The organism is Pseudomonas glycinis, assembly GCF_054871425.1.
Genome location: NZ_JBTYHF010000006.1, coordinates 197,603 through 218,197, shown reverse-complemented (window position 1 = coordinate 218,197; position 20,595 = coordinate 197,603). Strand labels below are relative to the sequence as shown.

The following is a 20,595-nucleotide window of genomic DNA, read 5'->3' as shown; positions in this document are numbered from 1 at the left end:
CAGAGTTATCTGCGAACGGAGACTATAAAAGTCGCGCCCAACGGCCGCAACCAGAGCTTCTGTCGGACTTTTCGGTATTTTTGTACGCCGCCCTCGACTTCCACACTTCCCACAAAAAGCCCCTCACCCTAGCCCTCTCCCAGAGGGAGAGGGGACTGATTGGGGGATGCTCTGGATCTACGCCGACGTGAGAGATCGCGTTGAATGCGACTTTGAATTCAACTTGATCTGGCGGTTGCCACATGGACCACAAACAACGCGGTCAGTCCCCTCGCCCTCCGGGAGAGGGTTAGGGTGAGGGGCCGATTTCTCTGGCACCCCGCCCGGCCTCGTCACACCGCAAACCCCATCACCGCGGCTTCGCCAACTCCATGATCATCCGCGACAACAAGTAAATCCGCGGTGCCACACTCGCCACTTCGGCATATTCCTCAGGCGTGTGAATATTGCCGCCGACAATGCCGAAGCCATCCAGCGTCGGCGTTCCTACGCCTGCGGACAAACTGGCATCCGCCGCGCCACCACTGCCCTCCTCGGTCAGCTTGCGGCCAATTTCGCCGTAAATGCCTTGAGCCATGGCCATCAAGCGATCCGACTCAGCCGTCTGCGGCATCGGCGGCAATCCGCGCTGCAAGGAGGTTTTCACTTCGGTATCGGCAATCAACTTGTCCTGCGAGACCCGCGCCAGATCCTTCTCGATGCGATCAAATTCCTCCGGCACTGCCGCGCGCACATCCGCCTTGGCCGTGGCCTGATCAGGAATCACGTTGGTGCGATCGCCGGCCTTGAGCACGGTGAAGTTGATGGTGGTTTTCTTCGCTTCATCGCCGAGCTTGCCCAGTTGCAGAATCTGGTGCGCCGCTTCCATCGCCGCGTTCCGTCCAAGCTCTGGCGCGACGCCGGCGTGGGCGGCCTTGCCTTTGACTTCGACCAGCGCCGTCGCACTGCCCTTGCGCCACACCACCAGGCCATCGGCGGGGCGGCCCGGTTCGAGGTTGAGGGTCACATCGTGCTGTTTGGCGGTTTTCTTGATCAGGTCGGTGGCGACGTCCGAGCCGGTTTCTTCGCTGGCGTCCAGCAGGAAAGTGATCTGCGCGTAGTCTTTGAAGTCGAGGTTCTTCAGCACTTTCAGCGCGTAGATGCCGGCGACGATCCCGCCCTTGTCGTCCATCACCCCCGGCCCGTAGGCACGGCCGTCCTTGATGTGGAATGGCCGCTCGGCCGCGGAGCCTTCCTTGAACACCGTATCCATGTGCGCCATCAGCAGGATTTTCGCCTTGCCGGTGCCTTTGAGCGTGGCCAGCACGTGGTTGGATTTTTCCGGGGTGTTGGGTACCAACTCGATGGTGGCGCCGAGTTTCTTCAGCTCATCAATGGCGATCTCGCTGACCTGTTTCAGGCCCGGTTCATAACCTGAGCCGGAGTCGATATTGACCAGTCGCTCCAACAATTTCAGGGCTTCGGGCTGATACTGCTCGGCATCGGCGAGCACTTGTTTGTGCGGTTCGGCGGCGTTTGCGGCCGAGAATGCGAGGGACAGACCGAGGCTGGCGGCCATCAGAGAGCGGGGAAATGAGAACGTCATGAAGCAGTCCTTGTTTCGTGTCGGAGGGATTCAACCGTAACCGACATCGGCGCGAGGCTCTATAGCGGATGCGACACTTGCCCGACTGACACCGAACAAACTGTAGGAGCTGCCGAAGGCTGCGATCTTTTGATTTTGATCGTTCCCACGCGCAGCAAAGGAACGCAGGCCGGGACGCAGAGCGTCCCAAAAGATCGCAGCCTTCGGCAGCTCCTACATGGGATCTTCGATCACTCTTCAGACCGAATCCAGCAGCGCCTGCCTCGGCTTGTTGTCGCTGTTGCAGATCACCCGATTGCGCCCACTGGCCTTGGCTTCGTACAACGCCTGATCGGCCTCATCCAGCCAACGCGTGGCGTCGGCATGGCTCGGGTCGTAGGCGGCCAGGCCAATGCTCAGACTGACCTTCAACGCCGGGTTCTGCTCGTAGCCCATCACCGCAAAACGCTCGCGCAAGGCTTCCATGGCCTGAGCGGCATTGAACAGCGGCAGCTCCGGCAGGATCACGCAGAATTCATCCCCGCCGTATCGCCCGGCCACGTCCGTGGCGCGCAGATTCTGTTTGAGCAGTTTGCTCAACTGGCGCAGGACGATATCGCCGGCGACATGGCCGTAGGTGTCATTGATCGCCTTGAAGTGATCGATGTCGATCAAGGCTATTGCCGCGCCCTGCTGCTGGCGTTTGCAGCGCTGGAACGCGAGGTTCAGTTGATCCTTCCACGCGCCGTGATTGAGCAGGCCGGTCAGGCTGTCGGTGCGACTCAACGCCAACAGCTCACGCTTGTGCCGACCGAGGGTCGAGGCCTGGCGAAAGCAGATCCAGCCCAGCGCCAGCGGATACAGCAACAGCAGCGGCAAACAGGCGTACAACTGCAGCGGCGTTGTTGGCGGGATGAACGTCGGCGCAAACACCACCAGCCCGACGCCGATGCCCAATAGCTGCGCCGCCGACCCGGCGAGCAAAAAACGCCCACCGCCAATGGCGACGTTGTTCATTGCCATCATCGAAATCGTGGTCGCGCTGGGCAAGGGATTGAACTGCATGGCGGCGACCCAGAAGCCGCCCATGAATGCGTCGATCAGCAAATTGCGGTGTTCGGCGCGAAACGGCACGCTCGAGCGGCGCGCCCATTGAAACGCCAGATGCGGCCAGACCAGGCCATTGAACAGCATCAGGCCCCACACCCACAGCGGTGGATCGAGCGCGTGCATCGCCACGCTGACACACATCAGCCCGAGCAGCAGCCCGAACACCCGCGACCTGTAAAGCCTCCTGGCCAGTGAAAGTCCCTTTCCTCGCGTATTTCCCATAAGGGCCTCGACCGCGCGATGCATGGTTACATCCCGACAAGGATGTGTCCGGAGTCTATCAGGGCGCCGTTAAATAGCCATCACCGGCCAGCGGCCTGAATAGAGCGCTATCAGCGCCGCACGCGCGGCCCAGAGTTGGCTATAAATGAAAGAGGGGAAATGGAAAAACAACTATAAAAAGGGGGCACATGCATACCTACGCTGTGTTGATCATCGGCAGCGGTTTCGGCGGCCAGTGCGCGGCGGTCAACCTGCTCAAGGCCGGAATCGACGATTTTCGCATTCTCGAGCGACGCGATTTCTTCGGCGGCACCTGGTGCCAGAACACCTACCCCGGCGCAGCGGTGGACGTGCCGTCGCCGCTGTATTCGCTGTCATTCGCGCCCTACCGCTGGTCGCAGATGTTCGCCGAACAGGCGGAACTGCGTCACTACACCGAACAGCTGATCGAGCAGTTCGGTTTACGCGAGCGCGTGGAACTGGGGGCCGATGTCGAGCGCGTCGAGTGGGACGAAGCGGAAAAGCATTGGTTGGTGCACACCCGCGCCAGAGGTACTTTCCGAACCCAATTCCTGATCAATGCTTCCGGGCCATTGAGTCAGCCGGTCATCCCCAACTTTCCCGGGATGGATCGCTTTCAAGGCAAGACTTTTCACACAAATAATTGGGATCACAGCTACGACTATCGCGGTAAACGCGTGGCGATCGTCGGCAGCGGTGCCAGCGCAGCCCAAGTGATCCCGGCGATTGCACCCCAGGTCGAACATCTGCATGTGTTCCAACGCACGCCGCATTGGGTGCTGCCGCGTGCCGATCGCAAATTCGGCCGTTTCCAGCGCTGGCTGCTTGGCCTGAAGCCGGCGTACAAGCTGCTGCGCTGGCTGATTTACTGGCAATTCGAAACCCGGGTGATCGCCTTCAAATACTCGAGACCGGCGATTCATCTGGTCCAGCGACATGCGCTGCGGTTCCTCAAGCGTCAGGTTCCAGACCCGGTACTGCGGCAGAAACTCACCCCGGACTTCACCATCGGCTGCAAACGCGTTTTGGTCTCCAGCACGTACTACCCGGCGCTTAGCCGCGCCAACGTCACGTTGCACAGTCGCGAGCACGGCATCGCTTCGATCGACGATAGCGGGATCAACACCGTGGACGGCGAGCATCTCGATGTTGATCTGATCGTTTGGTCCACCGGTTACGACGCCACCGACGGGGTGATTTCCTACCCGGTCAGCGGCAAAAACGCGGTGCAACTCAGAGATGTCTGGGCCGAATACCCGCGCGCCTACCTCGGCACCAGCCTGCCGGACTTCCCCAACCTGTTCATCGTCACCGGGCCGAACACCGGCATTGGCCACACTTCGGCGCTGTTCATCATCGAATCGCAGATGAACTACATCCTCGACTGCATCCGCACCGTACGGGCCAAAGGCTTGCGCAGCATCGAAGTGCGCCGTGACGCAGAACGTACCTACACTGCAATGATCCACCGGGAAATGCAGCGCACGGTGTGGAAGTCCGGTGGTTGCCACAGTTGGTACCAGAGCAAGAGCGGTCATGTGATCGCGATGTTTCCCGGCTTCAGTTTCAGCTATCACCTGCTGACCCGGGCGCTGAAACCGGCCGACCATATTTTGTCCTGAACACGTAAAAGGAAGACGTCGATGCTTTTGCTGTTTGTCGCACTCGCGGTTTTCGTGGCCTGGAGCTGGTTGAGTTACCCGGCGGTCGGCCATTGGTTGTACAACCTGGCCATGGCCAGCGAGGCCAGGTTGTACAAATTGCACAAGATCGAAGTGCCGATCGCCGAAATGACCGTGTCGACCTGGCAAGGCGGGCCGTACGAGGCATCCAGCGCGATCCTGATGCTGCACGGCTTCAGCGCCGATAAAAACCTCTGGCTGCGCTGCGCCCGGCACTTCGTCCGTCAGTATCGGGTGATCATTCCGGATCTGGCCGGCCACGGTGAGACTGGCTTCAAGGCTGGCGGCGGTTACGACATTGCGGTTCAGGCCAAACGCATGATTCAACTGCTCGACGTCTGCGGCGTGGAGAAAGTCCATGTCATCGGCAATTCCATGGGCGGCTATATCGCCGCGTGGCTGGCGGCGACCTATCCGGAGCGGATCGCCTCGCTGGCCTTGATCGACCCGGCCGGCGTCACCGCACCGGAGCCAAGCGACATGGAGCGCCATCTGGCGCGCGGGCATAATCCGTTCCTGATCAACTCCCGCGAAGAATTTCAGCGTTTCTACGCGATGACCATGGAGTCGCCGCCGTGGGTGCCGAAGCTGGTGCTGGACGCCGTCGCCCAGCGCTACGAGCAACAACGTGACGAACTCGAAGAAATCTTCCGCGACTTCCGCGCCAGCCCGCCGATGGAGCCGAAACTCGCCGAGATCAAATGCCCGGCGCTGTTGCTGTGGGGGCGCAAGGATCGCCTGATCGACGTCAGCAGCGTACCGGTGTGGAGCAAAGGCATCGCCAATCTCGAAGTGGATGTGTGGGATCACGTCGGGCACATGCCGATGGTCGAACAGCCGGGAAATACCGCGCGGCTGTACGGGGAGTTTCTGGAACGACAGCGATGAAGATGGATATTCGCAATGCCCCAGGTGGCGCAACTGATCGTTCCCATGCTCTGCGTGGGAATGCCTCAGGGGACGCTCTGCGTCCAGTGACGCAGAGCGTCACGGGCTACATTCCCACGCAGAGCGTGGGAATGATCAGCGGAGACAGAAGGTTGGCGTTCCCATGAACATCCTTTACGACGAACGCCTCGACGGTCCGTTGCCCGAGGTGAACAAGGGCGAATTGCTCAAGGCTCTGCAACAAGCCCTGCCGGACCTGGACATCCTCTGGCGCGAAGATGAACTCAAACCCTACGAATGCGACGGCCTCTCCGCCTACCGCACCACGCCAATGCTGGTCGCCCTGCCCCGGCGTCTGGAGCAAGTGCAAACCCTGCTGAAACTCTGCCATCAGAACAACGTGCCCGTGGTCGCGCGGGGTGCCGGCACTGGATTGTCCGGCGGCGCCCTGCCACTGGAAAAGGGCCTGCTGCTGGTGATGGCGCGGTTCAACAACATCCTGCACATCGACCCCGCTGCACGTATCGCGCGGGTTCAGCCGGGGGTGCGCAATCTTGCTATCTCCCAGGCGGCGGCCCCATTCGGCCTGTATTACGCGCCGGATCCGTCATCGCAGATCGCCTGTTCGATCGGCGGCAACGTCGCGGAAAACGCTGGCGGCGTGCATTGCCTCAAGTACGGCCTGACCGTGCACAACGTGCTGAAAATCGAAGTGCTGACCATCGAGGGCGAACGTCTTACGCTGGGCTCCGAGGCGCTCGATTCAGCCGGTTTCGACCTGCTCGCCTTGTTCACCGGCTCCGAAGGCCTGCTGGGGATCATCACCGAAGTCACGGTGAAACTGCTGCCCAAACCGCAAGTCGCCAAGGTCCTGCTCGGCAGTTTCGATTCAGTGGAAAAGTCCGGCCGCGCGGTTGCCGAAATCATCGCTGCCGGGATCATTCCGGGTGGTCTGGAAATGATGGACAACCTGGCCATTCGCGCCGCCGAAGACTTTATCCACGCCGGTTACCCGGTCGACGCCGAGGCGATTCTGTTGTGCGAACTCGACGGCGTCGAAGCCGACGTGCACGACGATTGCCAGCGCGTACGGGAAGTCATGACAGCGGCCGGCGCCACTGAAGTGCGCCAGGCCCAGGACGAGGCCGAGCGCGTGCGTTTCTGGGCCGGGCGCAAAAACGCGTTTCCGGCGATCGGCCGGTTGTCGCCGGATTATTACTGCATGGACGGCACCATCCCGCGCCGCGAATTGCCCGCTGTGCTGCAAGGTATCTCGCGTCTTGGCGAAAAATATGGCTTGCGCGTGGCCAACGTATTCCATGCCGGCGACGGCAACATGCATCCGCTGATCCTGTTTGATGCCAACCAGCCGGGGGAGCTGCATCGCGCCGAGGCAGTGGGCGGCAAGATCCTTGAATTGTGTGTGAAAGTCGGCGGCAGCATCACCGGCGAGCACGGCGTCGGTCGCGAGAAAATCAATCAGATGTGCGCGCAGTTCAACAGCGACGAGTTACTGCTGTTTCATGCGGTGAAAGCCGCGTTCGATCCGCAGGGCCTGCTCAATCCCGGCAAGAACATTCCGACCCTGCACCGCTGCGCCGAATTCGGCGCGATGCACATTCACGCCGGGCAACTGCCCTTCCCCGAGCTGGAGCGATTCTGATGGCTGATTTCGATGCCGCCAACGCCCTGCTTGATCAGGTCAACGCCGCGCGGGCCAATGCCACGCCGCTGAAGATTCAGGGCGGCAACAGCAAGGCGTTTCTCGGTCGCGAGGTGGCCGGCGAAGTGCTCGACACCCGTGCTCATCGCGGCATCGTTCAATACGATCCGACCGAACTGGTGGTCACCGCACGTGCCGGCACGCCGTTGTCCGAGCTGCTCGCGGCGCTGGATGACGCCGGGCAAATGTTGCCCTGCGAACCGCCGTCCTTCGCCGACAGCGCCACGGTCGGCGGCATGGTCGCCACGGGACTGTCCGGACCACGCCGGCCGTGGTCCGGCTCGGTACGCGACTTCGTTCTCGGCACGCGGGTGATCACCGGCCTCGGTCAGCATCTGCGCTTCGGTGGCGAAGTGATGAAAAACGTCGCCGGTTATGACCTGTCGCGGCTGATGGCCAGCAGTTTTGGTTGCCTCGGCGTGCTCACCGAAGTGTCGCTGAAAGTCCTGCCGAAACCGCGCCAGTGCCTGAGCATTCGCCTTGACCTCGATTGTGTCCGCGCCTTGAGCAAACTCGCCGAATGGGGCCAGCAACCGCTGCCGATCAGCGCCGCGTGCCACGATGGCCGGAGCCTGTACCTGCGCCTGGAAGGTGGCGAAGGTTCGGTGACGGCGGCGCATCAACGCCTCGGCGGCGAGCCGCTGGATTCGGTTTTCTGGCGCGACCTCAACGAACAGCGCCTGAGTTTTTTCGACGAAGGTTTGCCGCTGTGGCGCCTGTCATTGCCGAACAACCTCGGCCCCCTCGAACTGCCCGGCGAGCAACTGATCGACTGGGCCGGCGCGCAACGCTGGGTGAAATCCGAAAGCCCTGAGATTCACGCACTCGCCCATTCCTTGGGCGGCCATGCAACGTGCTTTACCCACGGCGCCACGGATTCGCCGTTCCAACCCTTGGCGCCAACCCTGCTGCGCTACCACCGGCAACTCAAGGCGCAACTCGACCCGCAAGGGCTGTTCAACCCCGGACGAATGTACGCGGAGGTCTAGCCATGCAAACCACCCTCAGCGAGCAATCGCGGCAATTGCCCCGGGCTGGCGAAGCGGAAAAGATCCTGCGCACCTGCGTGCATTGCGGTTTCTGCAACGCGACATGCCCGACGTATCAATTGCTCGGCGATGAGCTCGATGGGCCGCGCGGGCGCATTTACCTGATCAAGCAAGTGCTCGAAGGCGCACCGGCCACCGAGCAGACGCAACTGCATCTGGATCGTTGCCTGTCGTGCCGCAACTGCGAAACCACCTGCCCATCCGGCGTCGATTATCACAACCTGCTCGACATCGGCCGTGCGGTGGTCGACAGCGCGGTGCCGCGCCCGGCCGCCCAGCGCTTGCTGCGCGAAGGCTTGCGTGCGTTAGCGCCCAATCCCGGTTTGTTCAAAGGCTTGCTGCGCATGGGCGCGACCTTTCGACCACTGCTGCCGCGCCTGCTGGAAAGCAAACTGCCGCAGCGCTTGGGTGTTATGGGGTCGCGCCCTGCTCCTCGGCATGCGCGCCGGGTGTTGTTGCTCGAAGGTTGCGTGCAACCGGGTCTGTCGCCGAACACCAATGACGCGACCGCGCGGGTGCTCGATCGCTTGGGCATCAGCGTCACCCCGGTGAGCGAGGCCGGTTGCTGCGGCGCTCTCGACTATCATCTCGACGCTCAGGGCAAAGGTCTCGACCGCGCTCGGCAAAACATCGACGCCTGGTGGCCGCATCTGCAGAACGGCGCCGAAGCCATCGTGCAGACGGCCAGTGGTTGCGGCGCGTTCATCAAGGATTACGGGCATTTGCTTGCGGACGATCCGATCTACGCGTTGAAAGCCCGGCGGATCAGCGAAATGACTCGGGACCTGGTGCAAGTCATCGCGCAGGAACCGCTGGAACAGGTCTGCGCCGCCAGCGAACGGCGCATCGCCGTGCATTGCCCGTGCACCTTGCAGCACGCACTGAAACTCGGCGGCGCCGTGGAAACAGTGCTGACCCGACTTGGCTTCAACCTCACATCAGTGCCGGACGGCCATTTGTGCTGCGGCTCGGCGGGCACTTACTCGCTGACCCAACCGGTGCTGGCGCGGCAACTGCGCGATCAGCGCCTCAACGCCCTGGAAAGCGGCCGACCGGAGTTGATCGTCACTTCCAATGTGGGCTGTCAGAGCCATCTGGCGAGCGCCGGGCGCACGCCGGTCAGGCACTGGATCGAACTGGTGGATCAGTCGTTGGCAGAATGAAGTTCGTAGGATTCTTCGTTTGCCCGCGTGAGCGAAGGCTGCGATCTTTTCCGGCATCCATTTCGTCACCGTGGCAGGAATTTTTTTCATGACCGTGCAGCCGTTCGTCAGCCCCGACCTTATCCGCCAACGCTTCTCCCGAGCGATGTCCGACATGTACCGCGAAGAGGTGCCGCTGTACGGCGCGCTGATGAAACTGGTGGAAAAAACCAACCGCGAAGTGCTGGCACGTCAGCCTGAGATTGCCGGACAGCTCAAGCGCACTGGCGAAATCGAGCGGCTGGACATGGAACGCCACGGCGCCATTCGCGTCGGCACCGCGAGCGAACTGGCCACCCTCGCCCGCCTGTTCGCGGTGATGGGTATGCAACCGGTGGGTTATTACGACCTGACCCCGGCCGGTGTGCCGGTGCATTCAACGGCGTTTCGCGCGGTGCATGAAGAAGCGCTGCAGGTCAGCCCGTTTCGCGTGTTCACCTCGTTGCTGCGCCTGGAGCTGATTGAAGATCCTGAATTGCGTTCGTTTGCCGAGTCGGTACTGGCCCGTCGTTCGATTTTTACTGAAGAGGCGTTGCGCCTGATTGAACAGGCGGAAACGGCGGGCGGACTGAATGAAGCGGAGGCCGTGGAATTCGTCCGACAGGCACTGGAGACTTTTCGCTGGCACCACAGCGCCACCGTCAGCGCCGCGCAGTACCAGAAACTCAGCGCCCAGCACCGCTTGATCGCCGATGTCGTTGCGTTCAAAGGCCCGCACATCAACCACCTGACCCCGCGCACGCTGGACATCGACACCGTGCAGGAGCAGATGCCTGCCCATGGCATCAGACCTAAAGCGGTGATTGAAGGCCCACCGCGCCGCGACTGCCCGATCCTGCTGCGCCAGACCAGCTTCAAAGCGCTGGACGAGCCGATCGCCTTCACCGATCAGCCCGAAAGCCGTGGCAGCCACAGTGCGCGCTTCGGCGAAATCGAACAACGCGGCGCTGCCCTCACGCCCAAGGGTCGAGCGCTGTATGACCGCTTGTTGAATGCCGCTCGCGATGAACTGGGCGACTTCCCCAATGAAGCCAATGCCGCACGCTACGACGCGCTGATGACTCAGCACTTTGCGGAATTTCCTGACAGCATCGAGGGCATGCGCGAACAGGGGCTGGCGTACTTTCGTTATTTCGCTACGGAAAAAGGCATCGCGCCGCACGGACTTGGCGAATCGTCACTGGAGGATTTATTGCGCGAAGGCTATGTGAAAGCGGAGCCGCTGGTGTACGAAGATTTCCTGCCGGTGAGCGCGGCGGGGATTTTTCAGTCGAACCTGGGGGATGCCGCACAGGCGCATTACGGCGAACACTCCAATCGACAGGCTTTCGAACAGGCGCTGGGGCGTCCGACCATTGATGAGCTGGGGTTGTATGCCGAGACGCAACGGCGGTCGATTGAGGAATGTGCCGAGGTGCTGCGGATCAAACTCACCTGAATTTTGCACCGCTCTACTGTAGGAGTGAGCCTGCTCGCGATAGCGGTGTAACAGTCGCCGATGATGTGGCTGGAAAGACACCTTCGCGAGCAGGCTCGCTCCCACAGGTTTTGCGGATGGACCGCAGTTCAGGACGAGCGACAAAACCAAATGGTCGCTGCATCTATTGGAAAACAATGTCGGATCTGAATTATCCCGCTTGTTTTCAAAAACCAATCAGATCGGCAAATTAAGCTTCACCTAAGCTTCCCCCGCTAGCATCCCGGCTCATCAACCTGTCGTCTTGAGCCGTGGATGAGTCCCTCCGACATGAAAGCCTTTGATCTACCTACCCGACCGCATCCCAACTTCAGTCTTGTTCTGGTCAATTACAAAACCCCGGACATTACCCGCATGTGTCTGGAGCTGTTGCGCGAGCATGTTCAGGCGCAGGGCATTGCAGTGTGGGTGGTGGACAACGATTCGGCGGATGCCAGCCTCGATTATTTGCGTTCGCTGGACTGGATCAATCTGATCGAGCGGCCGTCGCCGGGCAAGGAAATGGGGCATATCGCCCATGGCAAGGCGTTGGATCTGGCCTTGGCGAAAGTTGAGACCGATTACTTGTTTCTGCTGCACACCGACACCTTTGTCTACGACATGGAAGTGTTTGCGATGATGATGCGCGAATGCACGAAAAATGCGGACATGGCGGCGGTGGGTTGTGTTGAGCAACTTGATCGTGGGTTACTGCGTGATACCTGGCGTTTAACTTCGCGGTTCTGCAAACATCATGTTCGTCGGCTCAAAGTTCATCTTGGCCTGCGTTCGAAGCCGCCACGCCCGTATAAAGAAACCCATTTGAAAAGTTTCTGCACGCTGTGGAATGCGCGGCTGATGAAGTCGCTGGGTTTGCACTTCTGTATGGATGAGGAGGTGCCTGGTTACACGCTTCAGGATCGAATGGTCGGGTTGGGCTATGGCGTCAGGTTCCTCTCGCCGCGGAAGATTTTCCGCTATCTGGACCACATTCAGGCCGGCACCGTCGCGGCGGCGGGCACGTATGGCAAGGATCATCGCCGCACAAAAATGTACCAGCAGACCCTCAAACGCTTGCAGGGGCAGCACGGCAAAGCCGGCATGCAAGCTTCGACTTGATCGAAAACAATAAAAAAAGGGCGACTAAAAAGTCGCCCTTTTTGTTTGCAGATTCTGTATACAACTTTTGCAAGTAATGGAGTTCGCCCAGTGTAATGGCCTGGCAATCCATGCACCGGTAAAGAGCCCTGACACTGGGCGAACGCCGAGGATTTTAATTCAAACAAGTGGGCGTGTCGTCATGGGGAAACATGAAATTTTTGAACTGAAAAGTTAAAAACTGTGTTTTACCGATTTTCCCCGAGAATTGTCTTACAAAAGACTTTATATGATTGCTCTCATACATAAAGTTGTACAAGAGCAATAAACTTGTAGAGCTAATACTCAACTATCGTGCTGACTGGTCACTTTCAAGATATCGGTATAAGTGACAATAACGCTCTGCCCTACTTTCAGATCCTTCAACTTGGCCTGAATCTCCGGCTTCTTCACATCGAGCGTCTTCGATTGTCCGGATGGATTCTGGAGGGTGACCTGATTGGTCTTCAAATCGATTTTGCTGATTTTCAGCTGCACCTGAACCTGACGATAAGCCTCGCCACCAGGGTTATCGCTGCCCGGGGCCTTGCGCAGTTCGCCGGTACGTTCGGTGGTGCCTGGCAGACCTTTATCCACATCCGTATCGAGATAAGCGGCGACAGATCGCTGCACCTCGATCGTCACCGAATCGCCAACTTTAAGTTTGGCGAGGTTTTTCGCTTTGTCGCTGAGCTGAACGTGGACCTGACGTCCCTCGGGGCCTTCCAGCACGACCTGGTGATTGGCCGGGTCGACGGCGAGCACTTTGGTGGTAACGGAATCGGCCTCAACGACGGCGGATAACGGAATGTCGGCAGCCAGAGCGCCGAAACTCGTGACAGAAAGCAGCGTTGCGAGAGTGATGGCCTTGGCCAGAGCGTCGAGCTTCATATGCATTACTTTCCCTGTGATGAAATGGCGACACCCGCCACCAGAACGACTTCAGCGACGGGCGTGCCAGTGAGCATAGACGCTGTTCAGGGCTTGACTTGGGTTTGTGGCCCTCGGGTGTGTGGCTTGGCGGTCTCTTGCGCGGTGGATTCGCCACTCGGCGTGCCCTTGCCGCTGTCCTGCCGCTGCTTGGGATCGGTCGGGCGCAGGGCGTCGTTATCGCGTTCGGTTTCGCCGGCCGGGCGTGGTTCGTCGGGGTTGTCGTTCTGGTTGCTGGTGGTATTCATGGCAGAAGTCCTCAGGCTTCGGGATCGTCGAGTTCGCGGGCGACGTTGACCTCGGGTGACTGCTTGTGCAGATCATCGGCTTTGGCGCGCAACAACTGCCATTGCTCAAGATCAATCGCGCCTTGGCCGAGCAGGTCATCGGCGATGCGCTGCAGATCGAAATAGTGGGCGTCGGGCGATTGCTGCCAAAGCGTCTGATCGTCGAACAGGCGTTGCCAGGTGTTGAGGTCTGGGAGTTGCACGTCGTCGCTCATGGGTGAGTCCGAAAATGGCGGGTTTCTGGGTAGAGCCTTTTGGCGAAGGGAGAGTTCCGAGCGGTTTGATTAGTGGCGACCTTGCTGACGCCATCGCTGGCAAGCCAGCTCCCACAGGGATTGGGGTTAGGCTGTAATTCATCGGTGTTTTTGAGATAGCTATCGCGAGCAGGCTCACTCCTACAAGAGCAAGAGCAAGAGCAAGAGCAAGAGCAAAAGCAAAAGCAAAAGCAAAAGATCGCAGCCTTCGGCAGCTCCTACAGTCCCACGTTCACCTATAGGCCGAGTGTCAGCTCGCCTGCTCTTGATCTTGATCTTGATCCACCGGCGACGTCGGAAGGCTGAGTGGAGGGATTGATCCGGGCGTGGGAGCGCAGCGACCGTCTGGCGAAGCCAGACACAGCCCAAGGAGGTGCAGCGAAGCAAACCGTAGCCGCTGCGCCCGGATCGATCCCGCAGCGAAGGAACCCGAGCCTGCGAGGGCCGAACGTAGGAGCTAGCGTTTTTTGCTTACTTTTTTTGGGGCGCTTGTAAAAAAGTAAGTCGCCGTAAGGGCGAAACCCTAAGCAGCCGTTACCGCAGCAACGGATATGTACCCGGTCAAGCAGAACAAATCATCGCTCGACAAAAAGCCTTCGCGAGCAAGCTCGCTCCCACAGGGAAACTGCACCTACCGTTAATACCCGGTCATTTCCAGATAACCCTGGCCAGGATGGCTGCCATTGATCTTCACCGGCCCCTCCCAATACGGAATACGCAAATCCATCCAGGCATTGCGATTGAGCGCATCAACGCTGATATCGAGTTGCTTGTCGGGAATGCGGATCGACCATTTCACCGGCATCGGTCGATCAGCCACCTTGGCCGTATCCTGGGGAACGAGGCTGATCTGCTCGCTGTGCAATGTCTGAATCTGCCCGTCAGCGGCGATCCAGGTGCCGGTCAGATAAGGCGCGCCGTCCTTCTGCCGCATGCGATAAAGCATCACGTGTTCGCCGCTGTCCAGATGCAGCGAGAACCAGTCCCAGCCCGTCTGATTGGCGGTGAGTGGCTGACTGCTCCACTCGCGATCGAGCCACGCCGGGCCGCTGACGCTGTGGGTCTGGCCATCGATCTGCAGCGTGCCGCTGGCCTGAAAAAACGGCTGGCTGTAGTAATACGACGCCTGGCCTTCTTCGGATTTCTGGCTGAAACCGTTGTCGCCTTGCAGCACCAGCGGGCGGCTGGAGGTGAGGCGCAGTTGATAAGCGAAATTCTTGTCACGAGCACTGAGTTGCATATCGAGCAACGGATCCTGCGCCTGACTGGCAAACATCCAGTCATCGATCCACGCCTCGAACGGCGCCAGGCGCACGCCGGCCTGGCCTACTCCGCCCCGGGCGTAGCGCTCGGCGGCGTGGTGCACCGAGCGCGAGGTGACCGCCGCATGGCCCAGCCAGATTGTTTGATTGCCCCACCCGGCTTGCTCGGCAACCGGTTTCAGGGCGCTGCGAAACAGCGTCCATTGCACGCCGAAATCATTGCCCTGTTGGTCCTTGAGGTTGGCGGTGACGTACCACCATTCAATGCGAAAACCATCATGCGCGCCGTGATCGGCCGGAAAACTGAACACCCGACCGGGCACAACCGGGGTGAACGATTGTGCCTGATCGCCCATGCCGGCAAAGCCCTTTTCCTCGGGTGCAGGCTGATCGCAGCCACCGAGCAGCAGCGCAATCATCAGCACGACCCATTTAGTCCTCATGGGCAAACGTCCTCAGCAAGTCCGCCGGTTGTGTGCGGTACAGCGAATACAGCGGCCATGCCGAAGCCAACAGAGTCGCCAGCAAGGCCAGGCCCATCAGTTGCAACAACTGCAACGGGAACACCCGCAACGGCAAGCGCCAGCCGAATGCCTGCACATTGATCACTGCATCCAGGCACCATGCCAAAGCAATGCCCAGCGGCAGCGCCAACAGCAACGTCAATACGGCGAGCAGCCAGGTCTGGCCGAGATTGAGCAGCATCAATTGTTTGCGCGTCACGCCCAGCGCCCACAGCGGTGCGAGTTGACTGAGGCGACTCTGGCTCTGGGTCAGCAGACTGATGAACAGCGCCACACCCGCCACCGCCAAGGTCAGGCTGTTCAAGGCGGCCGTCGCGGCAAAGGTGCGTTCGAAGACCTGCACCGACCAGCCCTTGAGCCGCGCCTGATCGACGATGCGGTTGTCATCCAGCGCAAAACGCGCCTGCAAGGCGTTGAGCAGCGCGGGAATATGCGCTGGATCGATACGCAAATTGAAGCGGTTCGGCGTGAGTTGCGGCCATCCGCGCAGCAGGTGCTCACTGCTGATCAGCACGTGCCCCTTCGGATTGCCATAGTCGGCGTAGATGCCGACGATGCGCGGCGACCACGTGCCGTTTGGCGTGGGAATGTTCAGATGCTCGCCCGGCTTCACTTTCAGGCGTCGTGCCAGTTGTTCACTGAGCATCACCGCATCATCCGTGGCCAGTTTGCCCCACGGATCGCTGCCACTGCTGTCGAGCAACGGCCAATGCTGGCGATAGTAGGAGGGGTCGATGATGCCGTAGACATCGGCCGGCCAGCCTTGCAGCGTCACCGAAACCTGCCAGTTGGGCAGCACAGCGGTCACGTTGGGCTGCTGCCTGAGCCAACTGTGCATCTCGCGGGCCTGCGCCGGATTGGCCGGGTTGATGTACAGCTCGGCGCTCAGGCGTTGTTCGAGCCAGTCGTTGAAGGTCTGCCGAAAACCGGCGGTCATGCTGCCGGCGCCGATATTGGCGGCGAGCGCCAACAGCAGCGCCATCAGCGCCAGACTCAGGGCTGGCAGTTGCTGGCGGCAGTCGGCGAGAAACCACTGGCCGAGCACCGAACGACTGCGCCCGAGCAACGGGTTCAACAACGCGCTGAGCAACACCGGCAAGGCCAGCGCGGCACCGAGCAACAGCCCGGCCATCAGCACGAAACCGCTGCTCAGGCTGTCGCCCCAGATCAGCGCCGCCAGCGCAATCATCAGCAGCGCTGTCGCCAGCCAACCCTGTCGGCGCAACCAGCGCGAATACTGTTGATGCCACGCCTGCGGATCGGCCACCGCCAGCAACGGCAGGCGCGCCGCCCGCAACAGACTGTTGGCACCGGCCAGCAACGCGCCGAGCAGACTCAGACCGATGCCGCTGAACCACCACCAGGGGCTCAAACGCAACTGCCCCGCCACTTCCGCGCCATACAGACCGCGCAGGCTCGCGGCGACGTCCGGCAGCAGCACGCTGGCCAGCCAATAGCCGCTGATCACACCGAACAACCCGCCGATTAGCGCCAGCACACCCAGTTCAACCACCAGACACGCGATCAGCATTCGTGCACTGACGCCACAGGCACGCAACGTGCGCAGCAAGCCTCGGCGCTGTTCCAGAGCGAGGCCGATGGCAGCGTGGACGATGAACAGGCCGACCAGAAATGACAAAAATCCAAGGGCATCAAGATTGAGGTGAAAGCTCTCGGTCAGCCGCGCGAGATTGTTTTCTTCGCCGCTGCTTTTGAGCTGCAAGCGATCGGTGAAACTCGCTGGTAATTCTTGATGAAAGTCCTTGGGCAGCAGCAGTCGCGACAATTGCTCGGGTTGGTCGAGCAGTCTTTGCGCTGCGCCGATGTCGACCAGTAACAGGCCCGGCGCCATGTCCTTCTGCGCGAGCAGCGGCGGCAGGGTCTGGCCGTTCACGGTTTGCGGTGTATCGCCTTCGCGCAAGCCGAGCATTTGCATCGTGTCCGGGGAAATCCAGGTGCTGCCCGGCGGGCTGAAAAATTCGACGATGCGCTCGATCGGCATCGCCTGCCCGGCTACCGCGGAATCCGACGGCAGCGACACCGGCTCGATGCCCATCACCTGAATCCGCTGGTCTTCGTGGCCCTTGAGCGTCAGCCGGCCCTGCAACACCGGCGACACCGGCCAGCCCTGACGGCGCAATTCGATAAACCAGCGCTGGGGAAACAGTGCCCCATTTGGCGTGCTCAGGCTGGCCTGTGGTTCACCGCCGATCATCTGGCTGGCCCGCGCGTAGCTGTCGCGCGCCTGACTGTTCAGCGCCTCGACGCCAGTGAGCAGACTGGTGGCCAACCACAGCCCGGTCAGCACACTGAAAAACTGCACGGGATGGCGCCGCCAGTGGCTGAGCAGCGCGCGCAGGGTTTGCCGCCAGATCATCAGGCGACCCGTCCGTTCGACAACACCACACGCTGAGCCAAACGCGCCGCAACGCGCTGACTGTGAGTGACCATCAACAAAGTCGTCGGCGTGTCATCGAGCAATTCCAGCAACAGCCGCAGCACCTCATCGCTGGTCGCTTCATCGAGGCTGCCGGTGGGTTCATCGGCCAACAGCAGTTTCGGCTGCGAGGCCAATGCCCGGCCCAATGCGACCCGCTGCTGCTGGCCGCCAGAGAGTTGCTCGGGATACCGCAAGAGCAGATCGCCCAGACCCAGGCGCTGCACCAGATGCGCTTGCCAGCGCGGCTCATGGCGCCCGGCGAGGCGCGCCTGAAAGGCCAGGTTGTCTTCCACGCGCAGGCTGCCGATCAGGTTGAACTGCTGAAACACCAGACCGATTTCCGTGCGCCGCCAGTTCGCCAGTTGCGCTTCGCTCATGGCTTCCAAGCGATGTTCGCCGCTGCGAATGCTGCCGCTGTCGACCTTGTCCAGCCCCGCCACCAGATGCAGCAGCGTGCTTTTGCCACTGCCCGATTCGCCCATCAGCGCGAGGCTGCCACCGGCCTCCAGCGTCAGGTCGACGCCTTGCAGCACCGGCAACAATCCCTGTGGCGTGGCATAGCTTTTGAAAACGTCGCGAACCTCAAGCATGGGCAAACCCGATCAGTGAACCTGGGCCTAGGATAGCGGCCCTGAATGGTTTTTGTCCGCTGATGATCATCGTCAACCCAGCGCCGCGCCTTAAGCTGCTGGCTGTTCGGCCATAACGATAATAAAACCGGAGACACCCATGCCCCGTTTCATCCTGAGCCCGCGTGGCCTGCTGACCTGCCTGATCACCACTTGCCTGAGCCAGCCGTTGCTCGCTGCTGACGGTCCGGTGGCGCCGAGCGTGCAAACCGCCGCAAGCAACGCTGCCGTACTGCAAACCCTGCCTTTCAGCGACCGCACCGATTTCGAATCCGTCAGCAAAGGCCTGATCGCACCCTTCAAGGGTCAGATCAAGGACGCTGCCGGCAAAGTCATCTGGAACGTCAATGCCTATGATTTCCTCGCCAAAGACAAGGCGCCGGAATCGGTCAATCCAAGCCTGTGGCGACTGGCCCAGCTCAATGCCCACGCCGGTCTGTTCGAGGTCAGCCCCAAGCTGTATCAGGTGCGCGGCCTCGACCTGGCCAACATGACCATCATCGAAGGTGACGACGGGCTGATCATCATCGATCCGCTGACCATGGCCGAAACCGCCAGGACGGCGCTGGATCTGTACTACGCCAATCGCCCGCGCAAACCGGTCGTCGCGGTGATCTACAGCCACACCCATGTCGATCATTTCGGCGGCGTGCGCGGGGTGATCGACGAGGCCGACGTCAAGTCCGGCAAGGTCAAGGTCTACGCGCCGGTCGGCTTCATGGAACACGTGATGAGCGAGAACGTCATGGCCGGCAACGCCATGAGCCGCCGCGCGCAGTACCAGTTCGGCAGCCTGTTGCCGCGCAGTGAAAAAGGTCAGGTCGATGCCGGCCTCGGCAAGAGTGCGCCCAGCGGTGGCACGGTCACACTGATCGCGCCTACCGATCTGATTGCCGAGCCGTTGGAAACCCGCACCATCGCTGGCCTGCAAGTCGAATTCCAGCTGACCCCGGGCACCGAAGCGCCAGCGGAAATGAACCTTTATCTACCGGAGTTGAAAGCCCTGTGCATGGCCGAAAACGCCACGCAGATGATGCACAACATCCTCACCCCGCGCGGCGCGCAGGTGCGTGACGCCAAAGCCTGGTCGCAATACCTCGACGACAGCCTCATGCGCTACGGTGACAAGGCCGACGTGCTGTTCGCTCAGCACAACTGGCCGACCTGGGGTGGCGAGCGGATTCGTACTCTGCTCGCCGATCAGCGTGACATGTACGCGTTCATCAACGACCGCACCCTGCACTTGCTCAACCAGGGCCTGACGCCGCTGGAAATTGCCGAAGCAATCAAGAAGCTGCCCGGCTCGCTCGATCAGAAGTGGTACACCCGTGGCTATTACGGCTCGCTGAGTTTCAATACGCGCGCGGTGTATCAGCGCTACATGGGTTTCTACGACGGCAACCCGGCCAACCTCAATCCGCTGCCCCCGGTCGATGCGGCTAAACGCTCGGTCGAGGCCATGGGCGGTGCCGCGTCGGTGCTGGAGAAAATGCGCAGTGCGATGGCCAGCGCTGACTACCGCTGGGCCGCGCAGTTGGGCAACCAGTTGCTGTTCGCCGATCCGGACAACGCGGATGCCCGCAACGCTCAAGCCGAGACGCTGGAACAGTTGGGCTATCAAAGCGAGAACGCCACCTGGCGCAACATGTACCTGACCGGTGCGATGGAACTGCGCAACGGCGTGCCGCCGCAGTCAGCCAATACCGTGTCGGTGGATATGGTCCGGGCGATGAGTCCGGAAATGTTCTTCGATTACCTCGCGGTACGCCTGGACAGCGACAAAGCCGTGGCCCATGACCTGACGCTGAACTGGACGTTCGACGATGTGCAAAGGGATTTCACCCTGACCCTGCGCAATGGCGTGCTGACTCATCGCGCCGGTCTGAATCCGGCGGCGGATGCGAGCGTCAGCCTGAGCCGCGATACGCTGGAGAAGATCAGCCTGAAACAATTGGACTTCCCGACGGCGATGCAAAAAGGACTGGTGAAGTTGCAGGGCAATGCTCAGAAATTCGGATTATTGATGGGCAGCCTGGATACGTTCGGGCCGCAGTTCAATATCGTCACGCCGTAAGTCAAAAGCCCCTCACCCTAGCCCTCTCCCAAAGGGAGAGGGGACCGACCGAGTTGCATGTACGAGATACGCCGACGTGGGATACCGAGTTGAACTCAGATTCCGAACGCCATGAAGATCGGCTCCCTTTCCCCCTCGCCC

16 protein-coding genes are annotated in these 20,595 nt (G+C 60.7%); 8 read left to right on the top strand and 8 right to left on the bottom strand.

Features of this window, described 5'->3' with window-relative positions; all coding sequences use genetic code 11:
* Nucleotides 1-349: 349 nt before the first annotated feature.
* Both ACYSTU_RS16195 and ACYSTU_RS16190 read right to left on the bottom strand, forming a co-directional pair.
* Complete coding sequence (locus tag ACYSTU_RS16195; RefSeq protein ID WP_130889028.1) at nt 350-1,585, bottom strand: M20/M25/M40 family metallo-hydrolase; 1,236 nt, start codon at nt 1,583-1,585, stop codon at nt 350-352.
* 237 nt (nt 1,586-1,822) lie between these two features.
* On the bottom strand, nt 1,823-2,896 hold the full coding sequence (locus tag ACYSTU_RS16190) for a diguanylate cyclase (protein WP_499000023.1): 1,074 nt from the start codon (nt 2,894-2,896) through the stop codon (nt 1,823-1,825).
* Nucleotides 2,897-3,084: 188 nt separating this feature from the next.
* On the opposite strand from ACYSTU_RS16190, the gene ACYSTU_RS16185 reads away from it, so the two are divergent.
* The 7 genes from ACYSTU_RS16185 (at nt 3,085) to ACYSTU_RS16155 (ending at nt 12,036) form a co-directional block, all read left to right on the top strand.
* The gene (locus ACYSTU_RS16185; protein ID WP_122880114.1) at nt 3,085-4,539 is read left to right on the top strand and encodes a flavin-containing monooxygenase; all 1,455 of its coding nucleotides are present in this window, start codon (nt 3,085-3,087) and stop codon (nt 4,537-4,539) included.
* Between the two features lie 21 nt (nt 4,540-4,560).
* Nucleotides 4,561-5,487 carry an alpha/beta fold hydrolase gene (locus ACYSTU_RS16180; RefSeq protein WP_016774118.1) on the top strand — a complete coding sequence of 309 codons (927 nt, stop codon included), beginning with the start codon at nt 4,561-4,563 and terminating at the stop codon, nt 5,485-5,487.
* 163 nt (nt 5,488-5,650) lie between these two features.
* Entirely contained in the window at nt 5,651-7,150 is a 1,500-nt protein-coding gene (glcD, locus tag ACYSTU_RS16175) for a glycolate oxidase subunit GlcD (protein ID WP_499000020.1), read from the top strand.
* Nucleotides 7,150-8,199: a glycolate oxidase subunit GlcE gene (glcE, locus tag ACYSTU_RS16170; RefSeq protein ID WP_499000017.1), complete on the top strand. Its 1,050-nt coding sequence runs from the start codon at nt 7,150-7,152 to the stop codon at nt 8,197-8,199. The genes glcD and glcE overlap by 1 nt, the downstream gene beginning before the upstream one ends.
* Before the next feature lie 2 nt (nt 8,200-8,201).
* Nucleotides 8,202-9,422, top strand: a complete 1,221-nt coding sequence (gene glcF, locus ACYSTU_RS16165; protein ID WP_499000014.1) for a glycolate oxidase subunit GlcF — start codon at nt 8,202-8,204, stop codon at nt 9,420-9,422.
* Nucleotides 9,423-9,510: 88 nt separating this feature from the next.
* Nucleotides 9,511-10,899: a 2-oxoadipate dioxygenase/decarboxylase HglS gene (gene hglS, locus ACYSTU_RS16160; protein WP_499000010.1), complete on the top strand. Its 1,389-nt coding sequence runs from the start codon at nt 9,511-9,513 to the stop codon at nt 10,897-10,899.
* A gap of 309 nt (nt 10,900-11,208) precedes the next feature.
* Nucleotides 11,209-12,036 (top strand): glycosyltransferase family 2 protein, encoded by an 828-nt coding sequence (locus tag ACYSTU_RS16155; protein WP_125916449.1) that lies wholly within the window; start codon nt 11,209-11,211, stop codon nt 12,034-12,036.
* A 324-nt stretch (nt 12,037-12,360) separates the two neighbouring features.
* On the opposite strand, the gene ACYSTU_RS16150 is transcribed toward ACYSTU_RS16155, so the two are convergent.
* The 6 genes from ACYSTU_RS16150 to ACYSTU_RS16125 all read right to left on the bottom strand — a co-directional run bounded on the left by ACYSTU_RS16150 (nt 12,361) and on the right by ACYSTU_RS16125 (nt 18,341).
* Nucleotides 12,361-12,945: a hypothetical protein gene (locus ACYSTU_RS16150; protein WP_071172870.1), complete on the bottom strand. Its 585-nt coding sequence runs from the start codon at nt 12,943-12,945 to the stop codon at nt 12,361-12,363.
* Nucleotides 12,946-13,031: 86 nt separating this feature from the next.
* Nucleotides 13,032-13,232 (bottom strand): hypothetical protein, encoded by a 201-nt coding sequence (locus ACYSTU_RS16145; protein ID WP_056784567.1) that lies wholly within the window; start codon nt 13,230-13,232, stop codon nt 13,032-13,034.
* Between the two features lie 11 nt (nt 13,233-13,243).
* Nucleotides 13,244-13,486, bottom strand: coding sequence for a hypothetical protein (locus ACYSTU_RS16140; protein ID WP_016774112.1), 243 nt, complete (start codon nt 13,484-13,486; stop codon nt 13,244-13,246).
* A 676-nt stretch (nt 13,487-14,162) separates the two neighbouring features.
* Entirely contained in the window at nt 14,163-15,230 is a 1,068-nt protein-coding gene (locus ACYSTU_RS16135) for a lipocalin-like domain-containing protein (protein ID WP_499000004.1), read from the bottom strand.
* Nucleotides 15,220-17,688, bottom strand: coding sequence for an ABC transporter permease (locus tag ACYSTU_RS16130; RefSeq protein WP_499000002.1), 2,469 nt, complete (start codon nt 17,686-17,688; stop codon nt 15,220-15,222). The genes ACYSTU_RS16135 and ACYSTU_RS16130 overlap by 11 nt, the downstream gene beginning before the upstream one ends.
* On the bottom strand, nt 17,688-18,341 hold the full coding sequence (locus tag ACYSTU_RS16125) for an ABC transporter ATP-binding protein (RefSeq protein ID WP_498999999.1): 654 nt from the start codon (nt 18,339-18,341) through the stop codon (nt 17,688-17,690). Before ACYSTU_RS16125 ends, ACYSTU_RS16130 begins: the two co-directional genes overlap by 1 nt.
* A gap of 139 nt (nt 18,342-18,480) precedes the next feature.
* Here ACYSTU_RS16125 and ACYSTU_RS16120 point away from each other — a divergent pair, with 139 nt between their 5' ends.
* Nucleotides 18,481-20,454 carry an alkyl/aryl-sulfatase gene (locus ACYSTU_RS16120; RefSeq protein WP_498999996.1) on the top strand — a complete coding sequence of 658 codons (1,974 nt, stop codon included), beginning with the start codon at nt 18,481-18,483 and terminating at the stop codon, nt 20,452-20,454.
* The last annotated feature ends 141 nt before the right edge of the window (nt 20,455-20,595 follow it).

Bases quoted from the DNA above. Each gene is read 5' to 3' on its own strand.
- ACYSTU_RS16195 (WP_130889028.1), bottom strand. From the start codon at position 1,585: ATGACGTTCTCATTTCCCCGCTCTCTGATGGCCGCCAGCCTCGGTCTG.
- ACYSTU_RS16190 (WP_499000023.1), bottom strand. From the start codon at position 2,896: ATGGGAAATACGCGAGGAAAGGGACTTTCACTGGCCAGGAGGCTTTAC.
- ACYSTU_RS16185 (WP_122880114.1), top strand. From the start codon at position 3,085: ATGCATACCTACGCTGTGTTGATCATCGGCAGCGGTTTCGGCGGCCAG.
- ACYSTU_RS16180 (WP_016774118.1), top strand. From the start codon at position 4,561: ATGCTTTTGCTGTTTGTCGCACTCGCGGTTTTCGTGGCCTGGAGCTGG.
- glcD (WP_499000020.1), top strand. From the start codon at position 5,651: ATGAACATCCTTTACGACGAACGCCTCGACGGTCCGTTGCCCGAGGTG.
- glcE (WP_499000017.1), top strand. From the start codon at position 7,150: ATGGCTGATTTCGATGCCGCCAACGCCCTGCTTGATCAGGTCAACGCC.
- glcF (WP_499000014.1), top strand. From the start codon at position 8,202: ATGCAAACCACCCTCAGCGAGCAATCGCGGCAATTGCCCCGGGCTGGC.
- hglS (WP_499000010.1), top strand. From the start codon at position 9,511: ATGACCGTGCAGCCGTTCGTCAGCCCCGACCTTATCCGCCAACGCTTC.
- ACYSTU_RS16155 (WP_125916449.1), top strand. From the start codon at position 11,209: ATGAAAGCCTTTGATCTACCTACCCGACCGCATCCCAACTTCAGTCTT.
- ACYSTU_RS16150 (WP_071172870.1), bottom strand. From the start codon at position 12,945: ATGAAGCTCGACGCTCTGGCCAAGGCCATCACTCTCGCAACGCTGCTT.
- ACYSTU_RS16145 (WP_056784567.1), bottom strand. From the start codon at position 13,232: ATGAATACCACCAGCAACCAGAACGACAACCCCGACGAACCACGCCCG.
- ACYSTU_RS16140 (WP_016774112.1), bottom strand. From the start codon at position 13,486: ATGAGCGACGACGTGCAACTCCCAGACCTCAACACCTGGCAACGCCTG.
- ACYSTU_RS16135 (WP_499000004.1), bottom strand. From the start codon at position 15,230: ATGAGGACTAAATGGGTCGTGCTGATGATTGCGCTGCTGCTCGGTGGC.
- ACYSTU_RS16130 (WP_499000002.1), bottom strand. From the start codon at position 17,688: ATGATCTGGCGGCAAACCCTGCGCGCGCTGCTCAGCCACTGGCGGCGC.
- ACYSTU_RS16125 (WP_498999999.1), bottom strand. From the start codon at position 18,341: ATGCTTGAGGTTCGCGACGTTTTCAAAAGCTATGCCACGCCACAGGGA.
- ACYSTU_RS16120 (WP_498999996.1), top strand. From the start codon at position 18,481: ATGCCCCGTTTCATCCTGAGCCCGCGTGGCCTGCTGACCTGCCTGATC.